The 11,742-nt window shown below is 55.6% G+C and carries 15 protein-coding genes and 1 tRNA gene; 9 read left to right on the top strand and 7 right to left on the bottom strand.

From position 1 onward, the window contains the following. On the top strand, positions 1-230 hold a 230-nt coding region (locus tag WG622_RS18630), incomplete at its 5' end, for an EF-Tu C-terminal domain-related protein (protein WP_498371369.1). A 170-nt stretch (positions 231-400) separates the two neighbouring features. On the opposite strand, the gene WG622_RS18625 is transcribed toward WG622_RS18630, so the two are convergent. The 3 genes from WG622_RS18625 to WG622_RS18615 form a co-directional block, all read right to left on the bottom strand. Beyond that, on the bottom strand, positions 401-808 hold the full coding sequence (locus WG622_RS18625) for a universal stress protein (RefSeq protein ID WP_339404834.1): 408 nt from the start codon (positions 806-808) through the stop codon (positions 401-403). A gap of 242 nt (positions 809-1,050) precedes the next feature. Next, entirely contained in the window at positions 1,051-1,524 is a 474-nt protein-coding gene (locus WG622_RS18620; protein ID WP_339404833.1) for a fasciclin domain-containing protein, read from the bottom strand. Positions 1,525-1,766: 242 nt separating this feature from the next. After that, a complete protein-coding gene (locus WG622_RS18615; protein ID WP_339404832.1) occupies positions 1,767-2,660 on the bottom strand; it encodes a dimethylarginine dimethylaminohydrolase family protein in 894 nt (297 codons plus the stop codon). Positions 2,661-2,844: 184 nt separating this feature from the next. On the opposite strand from WG622_RS18615, the gene WG622_RS18610 reads away from it, so the two are divergent. Further along, on the top strand, positions 2,845-4,020 hold the full coding sequence (locus WG622_RS18610; RefSeq protein WP_339404831.1) for an acyl-CoA dehydrogenase family protein: 1,176 nt from the start codon (positions 2,845-2,847) through the stop codon (positions 4,018-4,020). Positions 4,021-4,147: 127 nt separating this feature from the next. On the opposite strand, the gene WG622_RS18605 is transcribed toward WG622_RS18610, so the two are convergent. Further along, the gene (locus tag WG622_RS18605; protein WP_209355357.1) at positions 4,148-4,387 is read right to left on the bottom strand and encodes a hypothetical protein; all 240 of its coding nucleotides are present in this window, start codon (positions 4,385-4,387) and stop codon (positions 4,148-4,150) included. A gap of 66 nt (positions 4,388-4,453) precedes the next feature. Beyond that, positions 4,454-4,693 (bottom strand): hypothetical protein, encoded by a 240-nt coding sequence (locus WG622_RS18600; RefSeq protein WP_339404830.1) that lies wholly within the window; start codon positions 4,691-4,693, stop codon positions 4,454-4,456. Between the two features lie 464 nt (positions 4,694-5,157). Here WG622_RS18600 and WG622_RS18595 point away from each other — a divergent pair. Beyond that, positions 5,158-5,233 (top strand) — tRNA-Trp (locus WG622_RS18595). Positions 5,234-5,251: 18 nt separating this feature from the next. Here the strand turns inward: WG622_RS18595 and WG622_RS18590 are convergent. Continuing rightward, positions 5,252-5,761 (bottom strand): thermonuclease family protein, encoded by a 510-nt coding sequence (locus tag WG622_RS18590; protein WP_339404829.1) that lies wholly within the window; start codon positions 5,759-5,761, stop codon positions 5,252-5,254. A gap of 152 nt (positions 5,762-5,913) precedes the next feature. Here WG622_RS18590 and secE point away from each other — a divergent pair, with 152 nt between their 5' ends. The 5 genes from secE (at position 5,914) to gnd (ending at position 10,013) form a co-directional block, all read left to right on the top strand. Beyond that, positions 5,914-6,111 carry a preprotein translocase subunit SecE gene (secE, locus tag WG622_RS18585; protein ID WP_209355372.1) on the top strand — a complete coding sequence of 66 codons (198 nt, stop codon included), beginning with the start codon at positions 5,914-5,916 and terminating at the stop codon, positions 6,109-6,111. Between the two features lie 175 nt (positions 6,112-6,286). Then, on the top strand, positions 6,287-6,820 hold the full coding sequence (nusG, locus tag WG622_RS18580; RefSeq protein WP_209355373.1) for a transcription termination/antitermination protein NusG: 534 nt from the start codon (positions 6,287-6,289) through the stop codon (positions 6,818-6,820). 152 nt (positions 6,821-6,972) lie between these two features. Further along, entirely contained in the window at positions 6,973-7,809 is an 837-nt protein-coding gene (locus WG622_RS18575; RefSeq protein WP_339404828.1) for an aspartate racemase/maleate isomerase family protein, read from the top strand. Beyond that, complete coding sequence (locus WG622_RS18570) at positions 7,802-8,542, top strand: sulfotransferase-like domain-containing protein (RefSeq protein WP_339404827.1); 741 nt, start codon at positions 7,802-7,804, stop codon at positions 8,540-8,542. Before WG622_RS18575 ends, WG622_RS18570 begins: the two co-directional genes overlap by 8 nt. A gap of 73 nt (positions 8,543-8,615) precedes the next feature. Continuing rightward, positions 8,616-10,013 (top strand): NADP-dependent phosphogluconate dehydrogenase, encoded by a 1,398-nt coding sequence (gene gnd, locus WG622_RS18565; RefSeq protein WP_339404826.1) that lies wholly within the window; start codon positions 8,616-8,618, stop codon positions 10,011-10,013. An 18-nt stretch (positions 10,014-10,031) separates the two neighbouring features. Here gnd and WG622_RS18560 read toward each other — a convergent pair whose 3' ends face one another. Continuing rightward, positions 10,032-10,646, bottom strand: a complete 615-nt coding sequence (locus tag WG622_RS18560) for a TetR/AcrR family transcriptional regulator (protein WP_339404825.1) — start codon at positions 10,644-10,646, stop codon at positions 10,032-10,034. Between the two features lie 89 nt (positions 10,647-10,735). Between WG622_RS18560 and WG622_RS18555 the strand changes: the two genes are divergently transcribed. After that, on the top strand, positions 10,736-11,647 hold the full coding sequence (locus tag WG622_RS18555; protein ID WP_339404824.1) for an SDR family NAD(P)-dependent oxidoreductase: 912 nt from the start codon (positions 10,736-10,738) through the stop codon (positions 11,645-11,647). Positions 11,648-11,742 lie beyond the last annotated feature (95 nt).

Here is an 11,742-nt window from a genome sequence, read left to right as displayed (position 1 = left end):
GTCACACCCCATTCTTCGCGAACTACCGTCCACAGTTCTACTTCCGGACTACTGACGTCACCGGCACCGTGAACCTGCCTTCCGGCACAGAAATGGTTATGCCAGGCGACAACCTGAAGTTCGACGTTGAGCTGATCGCGCCTATCGCGATGGAAGCAGGTCTGCGCTTCGCGATCCGCGAAGGTGGCCGCACCGTTGGTTCCGGTGTTGTTTCCAAGATCACTGAGTAATTTGGGTTCGGTGGGGTAAAACCCCACCCTAAGCAAGACTTACAGAAAGGCCGTCCTTTGGGGCGGCCTTTTTTGTGTGTGCAGATCCTTTGAAAGGATCTGACACCGATTTCTTTTAAAGAAATCGCTCAAGCCGGCCGCTCGATATGCGGTCTTATCGGGTCACATTTTCAACGGATGACGTGCACAGCCGAAGGCGAGTGCCGAACCACCCTCGCAGCCGTCGAGCCGATGAAATAATCGCCAAAGCCCGGTCTGTGCGACGCGAGAATGATACAGTCCACGTCGTGGTTTTTCGCATATTCGAGGATTTCGTGCGCGGCGTTTCCCGAGGTAAGAACCCGCTGAGATCCGGGTAATTTGTTCGCCGTTTCCTCAAGACGCCCTTCAACTTCCTCGCGCGCCGTGATCAAGGCTTCGGCAAGCACATGCGATGTTGCATAGACTGGAATGGCTTCGAGCACATGCATCACGGTCACTTTCGCGTCGTCATCCGCCAGTGTTTTGGCCGCGCGGAAAGAGGCTTCTGTGTCATGCTCTTCGTCGAAGAGAACAGGTAAGAGAATGTTCTTGTACATGCGGTGGTCTCCTTTCACCAGTTGAGTGGCTGAAGAAGAAACTAGAGCTGTTCGCGCGCCAGGTCCTTGAGGTAGATCAAGTCGCTGTTTCGAGCGAAATATCGTTAGAATTGGTGAAAGATGCGGGTTTCGACACGGCCAGCAAGTGGCATTTACCTAAGTCAACGAAAATTGGCCGACCCTGCTTGGGGCCGGCCATCGATCCCTTAGGGATCAGACTAAGTGTCTTAGCAGACGATCTCTTAGCCCGCAGGCAAGATCACTTTGTCGATAACGTGGATCACGCCATTGCTCGTCACGATATCCGCTGCTGCGACGGACGCATCGTTGATCATGACGCCGTTATCAAGGTCGATCATGATGTCTCCGCCCTGAACAGTTGCTGCAGTCATATCGTCGACCAGATCGGTGGACATGACTTTGCCTGGGACCACGTGATAGGTGAGGATCGAGATCAACTGCTCTTTGTTTTCAGGCAGCAGCAGGCTTTCGACGGTGCCCGCTGGCAGGGCCGCAAACGCTTCATCGGTCGGAGCGAATACGGTGAAAGGACCGTCGCCTTTAAGCGTGTCGACAAGGCCAGCGGCTTGGACCGCTGCGACCAGAGTGCTGAAGCCGTCAGTGCCAGCGGCGGTGTCGACGATATCTTTTTGGCTGCCAGCGAAGGCTGGGACTGCGACTAGGGTTGCCAGTGCAAAAGTTGCTGCGCGGATCATTTTGGTCTCTCCATGTATATCATTTCAGAATGCCCTCGTGAGCATCTGACGGGGTTACGGGGAAAGATTGGCCTTGGATCAGGTGGAATTTTTGCAATCTGGGGTTGTCGACGGGAGCTGCCGACCTAAGCCACGGTGTTTTTCTTTTTCAACTCACGATTTAGTGTGGCGAAGTTTATCTGAAGAGAAGTTTTCGGTTCCATTTTCGACGCTGGCACGTCGCTCAGAAGGTGAAATTCTCCTCAAGCATCCTCCCGACACAGTGCCTGCGACAAGCAATGCACACCACCGCCACCCAGCGTGAACATCGACATATCCGGATCATAGACCTCAAAACCCAGCGCTCGCATTTTTGCGTTCAGATCCGTCGCGCCCGCCATCGACAGCACTTTTTCACTGCCCAGAGCCACCAAATTCACCCCGAGGTTCTTGGCCTCGCGGTAAGAGACATCCACGATCTCGATCCCCCAACCTTTGACGATCTCGACAAGCCAAGGCTCCATTGCGTCGATACAGGCGACCGCCAGCTTTTCTGCCAATGGTACGATCAGCCCGTCCATATGCACGAATTCTCGGCTGATCGGGGCAACCACGGCCTCCCAGCCCTCAGCCCGCACAAACTCTGCCACCTGCTCGGATCCCTCTTTTTCCGAGCGTTCGCCGCAATAGCCAATCAGAATGCGACCGGGTTCGATGATATTGAAATCTCCGCCTTCAAAATGCCCCGCGGTGGCGTACTTCCAGATTGGGATATTGTGGTCCTGATAGAATTGAATCGCGGTGACATAATCTGCGCGGCGGCACTTCAGTTGCATATGGCAGATCAAAGCGCCCCATGGGCTCATGGCAGAGCTATCGCGGGCAAAGAAATTGCGGTGCAGGGCCTCGTCGCTTTGCAGATAATGGCAATTGACGCCGTTTTCTTCATAGATCGAAACCATTTCCGCGTGCTGCGCCATCGCAAGTTGCAGATCGAATTTGGCGCCGGTTTTGTCTGCATTCGCCAGTGTGCGTCCGATCAGCGGCCCGGCCTCAACCCATTTGTAAAACTCGGGCCGTCCTAGCAGAACATGTTTGAGCGGCGCATAATCGTTATTGATGCCCCAGCTTGATGATAGATCCATATGCGTTGTCATTTTGCCCTCCCATGCTCTTTGATTGTGGATCATGGCAGGAGACCATCGCTTTCCAAAATTATTTCTGCATGCACGGGATGAAATGCACGCTCAGATTTGTGCCCCAACGTCACAAAATCCAGTGATTGCAGAGGGTTCAATTGTCCGACATTTAATTGTCTGACAATTGAGTTTGGAGGGTACCGTGTCTGTATCAATAACCAGTATTTTGAAAGCCGCTCGCACACATTGCGAGGAAGAGATCATGCCGAATGTGGACGCCTGGAATGCGTCTGGTGTCTGGCCCCGCGCGAGTTCTGACAAGGCGGCGGCGCTTGGGCTGACCGGGCTTTATGCGCCAGAGGAGTTTGGGGGGCAGGGGCTCAGCCTCGGCGATGGCATCCAGGTTTACGAAGAACTGGGGCGCGGCGATGGTGCTTATGCGTTCGCTTTGTCGATGCACAATATCTGCACCTACGCCGGGTGTGGTTTTGGCACGGAAGCTTTCAAAGCGGAGTGGGCACGCGAATTGACCTCTGGGCGCAAGCTCGCCAACTTTGCTCTTACCGAGCCGCAATCCGGATCAGACGCCTCCAACATGTACAGCCGCGCTGTGATCAATGCCGACGGCACATGGACGATAAACGGCGCGAAAGCCTGGGTGTCGTTGGCGGGTGAGGCGGATATCTATTTTACAGTGGTCAAAACCTCGGACGCTCCGGGTCACAAGGATATGGCCATGATCGCTATTCCGAAAGATACACCGGGTCTGAGTTTTGGGCCTCGCTATGAGACGCCATCTTATAATTTCCTGCCGATGTCCGAGATGTATTTGGACAACGTAGTGGTGAGCGCAAAGAACATCATCCTGCCGGTGGGACAGGGCCTGCAGGGGTCACTCATGGCGATCGACATTGCTCGGGTTTCGATTGCATCTGGGTGTTGCGGTTTGATGCAGGCCGCTTTGGACACCGCTCTGGCTTATAGTCACAACCGCAAAATGTTCAAAGGCACCAATCTGGATCTGGATGGCATTCAATGGATGCTCGGAGAAGTGGCGACAGATCTAGAGGCCTCTCGTCTTTTGTACAAAGCGGCAGCTAACGCATTGGGTACAGATCAAGGCCCACTGATGGCCGCACATGCCAAGCGATTTGTGCCTGACGCGGCGGTTAAGGCCGCAAATACCTGTACGCAAGTTCTGGGTGGCATGGGTTTGCTTAAGCCTTACGGCATGGATCGGCTTTCTCGACTTTCCCAGATGCTGCGGATCGTGGATGGCACCACAGAGATTAGCCGTGTTGTAATTGGACGCTCGCTGAAAGCGCGCGCAAAAACGCTTCCGGTTCCAGTGATCCCAAAAGGATATGGTGAGGCCTGAGGCGAGTAGCCGCAAAAAAGGCCGCCCAAATCGGCAGCCTAGCGGCGAGTCACACTGAAGTTGGGGCGCTTAAGCCCCATTGCTCCCCGCGACCAAACTGCGGTCGCAGGGAGAGGGACGTGTTGCCTTAGCCGTTTTTCAGGATCGAGCGCACGTGTGCTTGGGTCTGAACAAAGCTGTCATCGCCATCATCGTTGATGGTGTTCAGTAGGTGAACGATGGTTGCATCAGACACGGTGGACAGGTCAGCTTCGGGAGCGAACTTTTGGATCAGGGCTTCATTTGCGCCTGTCGCGTTTGTCATTGCGGATGCTGCACCAGTTGCTGCGATCAGAGCGACGACGGAAGCTGTGAGAATACGTTTCATGATATTTTCCTTTCGGTTTCGTTAGACGGGGAGTAGCCGTCAGAGTATTAAGGTGTTGAGAACGAATTAGCCGTTCTTCAGGATCGAACGAACGTGGGACTGGGTCTGAACAAAGCTATCATCGCCATCGTCGTTGATGGTGTTCAGCAGGTGTACGATGGTTGCGTCAGACAGTGTGGACAGATCTGCTTCAGGTGCGAATTTCTGGATCAGAGCCACGTTTGCGCCTGTTGCGTTGGTCATTGCGGATGCTGCACCAGTTGCTGCGATCAGGGCGACGACGGAAGCTGTAAGTACACGTTTCATAATGTATTCCTTTCGGGTTGTAGGACGGGGAGTGACCGTCTGGTTGGGTGCCAGTGTCTTGCTGACGAGTTCAAGCTAGGGATCGGATTGCTGAGTTTGAAATCACGAAATGGCACACGCTGACTCACGCTGATATGAGTTGAAAAGAGCAGCATTCGTACAGGGTGCTGCGCATTTCTGCACATCGAAGGTGCGGATCAATATACAAAGGGATATGTCGCGTACAGGCTGTGGTTTTTTGAGAGTGCCATGTGAAGTTTCCGCGATCCGATCCCTGCAAAAAAAATCGTTCACCATTTTATGAGTGCCGTTTTTTCGCTTTTGTTTCATAAGTTTCACTGATCTGTGTACAATGGGATACCGTAAATTGGCCTAGTCTTGCTTCGAATCCCGCAGAAATGCGCAAGTAAGAGTCTTTCCCTCTTGCAGTTTTCGCGAGTCTTGCGTAATTCCAGCGTCACCGTAGGGGTATAGCTCAGTTGGTAGAGCGACGGTCTCCAAAACCGTAGGTCCCGGGTTCGAGCCCTGGTGCCCCTGCCATTTCTCCAAAAATTGCGTCTATGATCCGGATGCGCTGCGTTTTTCGGCGCGCCAGTCCCACGGTGTTTGCGTGTCGGCTTGCCAAATGCCTATACCTTTTTTCTTGGCAGCCTTTGCATTGGGGACATATGGCCCCTTGTCGCGGTAAGCCCACACAACGCCTGCATCGACCAGAGCCTCGGCGATATTGACTCCATCAACCCAACATTTCGCCAAGGGACGCCCATAGCGGTCTTTTCTGCTGTATTGGCAAAAAACGGTGCGCCCACGCACCAGTGCTTTGAGAGTCTCTGTCGCTGTATTGGCGCAATCCCATGTTCCACCGGAAGCAGCGTTGCAGGTCTGTCCACGCTCAGCTGCATCGATATCAATCAGACGCATATTTTCCCCAAAGAGTTTGAGGTTGTCGCCATCTATGAAGCTGACCGCTTCAGGCGGGGCTGTGACACTTATGGTATCGGCCTTAACAAAGTACGGCGAGGCCACGAGCATCAGGAAGGAGAAGAGGAGTTGTAGTCTAAGAGCCATGCTGCTTGTTAACACAGGTTAACGCGAGTGCAGCCTGTCATCGTGTCAAACAGTTAACGATTAGCGCTGCGTCACAACAGAGAGTGAGGCCCCTTGAATTCGTCGCCGGTGCGGCGTATGTCACCACCTGATCTAACCAGAGAAGAAAACCCATGGCCCGCACGAACCCGCTTCAGTTCATCCAGCAAACCCGCGCCGAAGTCTCCAAGATTGTTTGGCCGACCCGTCGCGAAGTGCTGCTGACCACGGTGATGGTGTTCATCATGGCGGCCTTGTTTGCTGCGTTTTTCTCTGTGGTTGATATCCTGATCCGCATGGGGCTTGAGACGATCCTCACCATGTTTGGCTAAGGCCAAAGCCTGACAAAGCGCTTGAATTTCCCTAAGGGTCGATTTAAGTCCAAAGCTAATTGAATGTGGCGCGTAGCGAATCAAGCTCCGCGCCCGTTTTTTATCTGGGAGGCGGCAATCCCGCCTTGGGCAAGTCGCGGCAGGCGCCGCAGCAAACACGAGAAAGAACGGTCATATGGCAAAGCGTTGGTATTCCGTAAGCGTCCTCTCGAACTTTGAGAAGAAGATCGCCGAACAGATCCGCCAGTCTGCAGAAGAGCAGGGGCTTGAGGATCAGATCGAAGAAGTGCTGGTTCCAACCGAAGAAGTGATCGAAGTCCGTCGCGGCAAGAAAGTCCCGACCGAACGTCGTTTCATGCCGGGCTATGTCCTTGTGCGCATGGAAATGAGCGATCAGGGTTATCACCTCATCAGCTCGATCAACCGCGTCACGGGCTTCCTTGGTCCACAAGGCCGTCCAATGCCAATGCGCGATGCCGAGGTTCAAGCGATCCTGGGCCGTGTTGCTGAGGGTGAAGAAGCGCCGAAGCTGATGATCTCTTTTGAAGTGGGCGAGAAGGTCAAGGTCAACGATGGCCCGTTTGAAGGCTTTGACGGCATGGTTGAAGAGGTGGATGAGGACAACCAGCGCCTCAAGGTGACTGTGTCCATCTTTGGTCGTGAGACACCGGTTGAGCTGGAATTCCTGCAGGTGTCCAAACAGGGCTAATCCAGCCACATCACAGTTCATAAAAGCCGCGCGGGCAACCGACGCGGCTTTTCTTTTGGTCTGAAAGCGACACCGGATATGGTCGCGCCGGAGTTGACCGGTGGGAATCCCTCTTTAGGCTTGTGGTCAAAGCCAAGAGCAGGGGAGGGCTCATGAGCGACCAAATGATAATGCCACAGGACTGGACGCCGGAGCAGCAATTGTTCCCGCATCAGGTCGGCTTTACCTGTCCTCCGTTTGATTTTGATGCGGCCCCATCGGATTTCCTGCGCATCGCGCCGCGGTCCGTTGGAGTGCATGGGTGGATGCTCCACGATCCAAACTATCAGCACGGGCTTGATCAGCGAAAACGCAACTTTGGGATGCTAGAGGACTTCGTCCACTGCATGGCGCGCAATGGAGTCAATGTGGCGGGGCAGGTGGGGTCCAATTGGGTTCACGCCAGCGGGTTGGGTGTGGAAGGCATTCGGCAGCACTGCGCAGATCTGTCTGACCGCTACGGGCTGAAATTCAACATGGCCGGCTACGCAATGGTTGAAGCCCTGCGGGCGATGAACGTCGAGAAAGTTGCTTTGAACGCTGCTTATCATTGGCCCGCTTGGTGGCAAGGCACCGTCGGTTTTCTGAAGCAAGCAGGCTTTGACGTGCTTTGGGCGGGCAACTTCCATGACCAAGGGTGGTTTGACAGCCAAGAGGCGGTGAACGCGAAACGTTGGATTTTTGACGGTGACCTAGCCGCCAAGAGTTTCGACTATGTGGCCGAGCAGGCTCCGAACGCTGACGCTTATCTGATCAACGGCATGTGCAATTTCCGGTCTGGGCCGGACGGCGTGCCCGAGCGGCCGCTGCAATTGACGCCGATGCTCGAAGAGCGGCTCGGCAAGCCCGTGATCGGCCATGACACCGCGCTCTATTGGGCGATCTTCCGAGATCTGGGCATCGCGCCCGAAGGCAATCACGGCACACTACTGGAGAGCTTCCATGCATAAGATCGTCGCGCTTTGGGCAATTCCCCGCTCCACCTCTACGGCCTTTGAATGGATGATGCGGCAGCGAGGAGATCTGGATTGCCTGCACGAACCGTTCGGTGAGGCCTGGTATCAGGGCGAAGACCCAATGTGGCCGCGTTTTGCTCTGGGGGAAAAGGTCACGCCGGGTTTGACGCTTGAAAGCGTGTGGGAGGACATACAGACGCGGGCAGAGAAGGGGCCGGTGTTCCTGAAAGACTTCCCGCATTACATCAACCACATGTGGGATCCTGAGTTCCTGGGCAACTTCACGCATGCCTTCCTCATACGCGATCCGGCCAAGACGATTTCATCGATGTACAACAAATGGCCTGATTTTGATGAGGCAGAGGTCGGATTCCCCGAGCAACGCGCTCTGTTTGATTTGCTATGGGCTTTGAACGGAACCCCTCCGCCCGTGATTGACAGCGACGACCTGCTAGAGAACCCAGATGGCATGGTCGAAGCCTTCTGCGACAGCGTCGGCATCCCGTTCATACCCGAGGCCTTGACATGGGAAGCAGGCGGAGACCCCTCCGAGCATAGCTGGTGGGATGGCGGGTCCTTTCACCACAACCTTGCTAAGTCGACGGGGCTGACCCCTCAGGTGCGGAAATATGTAGAGGTCGCCGATGCACCTGACCGCGTGCAGCGCGTGCATCGGCGGATGAAACCGCATTATGATCGGCTCTATGCCCATCGGATCACGCTCTAGGTCTTGAAATTGTCCCCTTGCGGTCCGACTTCGTTCCGGGTGAGGTATGTGCACCAGAATTGAGGGGATCAGCATGACTACAGCGTCTATGGGTTTGATTGGCGTCGGCACAATGGGCAGCGCCTTGGCGCTTAATATTGCCGAGAATGGCCACGACATTGCGCTCTATAATCTTGACCCCTCTACCATTGATGATCTGATCTCAGGCGCGGGCGATCTCGCGCCTCGGTTGACCAAAACGGAAAGCGTCGAAGCTTTGGTGGCCGCAATGCCCACGCCGCGTGCTATCGTTTTGTTGGTGCCCGCAGGTGGCCCGGTCGAGGCGTCGATTGACGCGTTGCTGCCCCATCTTACCCCCGGTGACACGATCATCGATGGCGGCAACAGCGATTTCCGCGACACCATGCGGCGGACGGAACGTGTTGAGGCCGCGGGCTTTCAATACCTTGGTGTCGGTGTCAGCGGCGGTGAAGAAGGCGCGCGGCATGGGCCGTCTATGATGGTCGGCGGGTCGAAAGCATCATGGGAGCCTCTTCGTCCAGTGCTCGAGGCGATTGCCGCGAAATTCGAGGGCGACCCATGTGTTGCGCACCTCGGTCCCGATGGCGCTGGGCATTTTGTGAAGACTGTCCACAACGGCATCGAATATGCCGATATGCAGATGATTGCTGAGGTCTATGGCCTGCTGCGGGACGGCGAGGGGCGCAAGCCATCCGAGATCGCGCCGCTGTTTCATTGCTGGAATGAAGGCACGTTGCAGAGTTATCTGATCGAGATCACCGGTAAGGTTCTGGATGGCGTGGATCCGGAGACGGGCAAGCCGATGATTGACCTGATCGTGGATCAGGCCGGGCAAAAGGGCACGGGGCGCTGGACTGTGATCGAAGCGATCCGCATGGGGCAATCGGCTTCTGTGATCGAAGCAGCGGTCGGCGCGCGAGTTTTGTCGTCTGAGCGTGTTGTGCGTCAGGCGGCGTCCAAAGTCTTGGCCGCGCCAGACACGACGACGGCGATTTTCGATGAAGGCGATTTGGAATCCGCTCTGATGGTGGGACGCATTCTTGCCTATGCGCAGGGCTTCCGGATCCTGAAAGCGGCGTCTGAGGAGTTCTCTTGGGATCTCGACTATGCCCGTATCGCGGAAATCTGGCGGGCGGGGTGCATCATTCGCTCGGCATTGTTGGACGACATTTCTCAGGCCTTCCGGTCTGACCTGCCACATGGACGCCTCATCTTGGCTGATGAGTTTGCGAGCCTTCTGGAAACCCACATCGGAGCTTTACGCCGCGTTGTCGCGCAGGCTGTCACGATTGGCTTGCCCGTCCCAGCTCTATCCTCGGCGGTGTCGTGGTATGACGAAGTGCGTCAGGCACGCGGCACGGCGGATATGATCCAGGGTCAACGGGACTTTTTTGGTGCCCACGGGTTCCGTCGCTTGGACAAAGAAGGCGATTTCCACGGGCCTTGGTGATTTTTGAAACCCGCTTGGTTACCGTGGCAGGCCAGTAGCCGCGATATCAATAAGCTTGTTGGTGAACCAAGTCTCTGCCAACCAGCTTGGCTTTGTTTTCACCGCGTATGACAGCGCACCCTCAATGGCTGCGACCGTGCATTCGATTTGCGACATGTCATCCGCGGTCAGGGCCTGGGCGCGGTCTGGCTCGTAGAGTTTGACAACGACCTGAGAAAAATGAGCGACAATCTCGCTGGGAAAATCTGCGCTTTGGCGGCCATATTGCGCATGCGCCATGGCTTGGTTCAGGTCAAGGTTCTCGCGCTTGCTTTTAACCAGAGCTTCGATTGCCTGGGCCAGCTTTTGCTCGGTCGGCAAATGCGCGGCCGATCCAAGCGCGGTTTGAACTGTGTTTGAGAGGATCGCGAAATACTGTTGCCGGACCGCTTCGATCAATGCCGCCTTGTTTGGGAAATATTGATAGAGCGATCCAACTGAGACCCCTGCGCGTTCAGCCACGCGCGTGGTCGTCAAAGCCTCGGCACCATCGCGCATTAAAACCTGAATAGTGGCCTCGGTTACCGCCGCACAGGTGGCTTTGGATCTGGATTGAACCGGCTGTTTTCTTGGGATTTTTGCTTGGACATTCATAGGGTCACCAAATGCGAATGAAAAATGTGAAGGATCCTTCATATATTGTCATCAGGAACTGAAATGGCAATAGCAAAAGGATGAGGGCCATGAAGACGATTTTGGTGACCGGCGCGACCAGAGGGCTGGGTTTGGCCTTTGCAGAGGCGCTTTCGAAGCTAGACGACGTCGAGCTTATTCTTGGCGTGCGCGATCTTGAGGCGGGGCGGCGTGTGGCGTCAGACCTGAGGGGACGGGTGCAAGTAGCCAAGTTGGATATGGCTTCGCGAACATCTATTACACGGTTCGTGAGCACTTGGGATCGGCCGCTTTATGGGCTCATCAATAATGCAGGCCTGCAGAATGTGGGCGATACCAGCTTTTCCAAAGACGGAGACGAGCTGACCCTCGCGGTCAATCACTTGGGGCCAAATCTTTTGATGCGTGGGCTGCTTCCCTACATGCAGGGTGGCTGTGTTCTGGGGATCGGTAGCGGCACGCATAACCCAGAGGACAAAGATGCGGCGCGGTTCGGATTTCGCGGCGGGCGGTTCAGCTCGATTGCGGCGCTGGCACAGGGTGAGACGGATGCCCAGACCCAGCGACAGGCCGGGTTTGATCGCTATGCCACAAGCAAACTTTTGGCGATGGCTGTGGTCCCTGAAATGGCGCGATGCGTGCCCGCCACCCGCTTTGTGACGCTGGATCCCGGATTGATGCCCGGCACGGGGTTGGTTCGTTCGGCTCCTGCGGTGGTGCGTCTTGTCTGGCGTGCCGTTTTGCCGTTGCTCGTTCCACTGATGTCAGGAGCCAGCACACCACAGGCGTCGGCTGCGGCTGGACTGACGCTGTTGCTTGATCCAGAACTGGGACAAAGCGGGGGCACATATCACTATGACGCCAAACCCAGCACCGGGGTCTGGAGCAAGGTAAATGATCCCGAGTTTGGGCGGATCGTCCTTGAGCAAACAGACGCCCATCTTGGACTTGATCCCGTCGGGGCCCTGAGACGCGCGTCCTGACGGGTGATCTAGCTTGATCAGAAGGGTCCAAGCCCCCTTGCCAACCCTTCGATTCCCATTTAAACGCCGCCCATCGCCCCGAGTCCCGCTCGGGG

The organism is Cognatishimia coralii (assembly GCF_037478305.1).
Taxonomy (GTDB): domain Bacteria; phylum Pseudomonadota; class Alphaproteobacteria; order Rhodobacterales; family Rhodobacteraceae; genus Cognatishimia; species Cognatishimia coralii.
Note: the sequence above shows the minus strand (reverse complement) of the source record. Positions and strands in the feature narration are given on the sequence as shown.

Coding starts and splice junctions, on each gene's coding strand:
- WG622_RS18575 (WP_339404828.1), top strand. CDS start 6,973: ATGAGCGACCAAATGATAATGCCACAGGACTGGACGCCGGAGCAGCAA.
- WG622_RS18560 (WP_339404825.1), bottom strand. CDS start 10,646: ATGAATGTCCAAGCAAAAATCCCAAGAAAACAGCCGGTTCAATCCAGA.
- nusG (WP_209355373.1), top strand. CDS start 6,287: ATGGCAAAGCGTTGGTATTCCGTAAGCGTCCTCTCGAACTTTGAGAAG.
- WG622_RS18625 (WP_339404834.1), bottom strand. CDS start 808: ATGTACAAGAACATTCTCTTACCTGTTCTCTTCGACGAAGAGCATGAC.
- gnd (WP_339404826.1), top strand. CDS start 8,616: ATGACTACAGCGTCTATGGGTTTGATTGGCGTCGGCACAATGGGCAGC.
- WG622_RS18590 (WP_339404829.1), bottom strand. CDS start 5,761: ATGGCTCTTAGACTACAACTCCTCTTCTCCTTCCTGATGCTCGTGGCC.
- WG622_RS18605 (WP_209355357.1), bottom strand. CDS start 4,387: ATGAAACGTATTCTCACAGCTTCCGTCGTCGCTCTGATCGCAGCAACT.
- WG622_RS18615 (WP_339404832.1), bottom strand. CDS start 2,660: ATGACAACGCATATGGATCTATCATCAAGCTGGGGCATCAATAACGAT.
- WG622_RS18600 (WP_339404830.1), bottom strand. CDS start 4,693: ATGAAACGTGTACTTACAGCTTCCGTCGTCGCCCTGATCGCAGCAACT.
- WG622_RS18570 (WP_339404827.1), top strand. CDS start 7,802: ATGCATAAGATCGTCGCGCTTTGGGCAATTCCCCGCTCCACCTCTACG.
- secE (WP_209355372.1), top strand. CDS start 5,914: ATGGCCCGCACGAACCCGCTTCAGTTCATCCAGCAAACCCGCGCCGAA.
- WG622_RS18555 (WP_339404824.1), top strand. CDS start 10,736: ATGAAGACGATTTTGGTGACCGGCGCGACCAGAGGGCTGGGTTTGGCC.
- WG622_RS18620 (WP_339404833.1), bottom strand. CDS start 1,524: ATGATCCGCGCAGCAACTTTTGCACTGGCAACCCTAGTCGCAGTCCCA.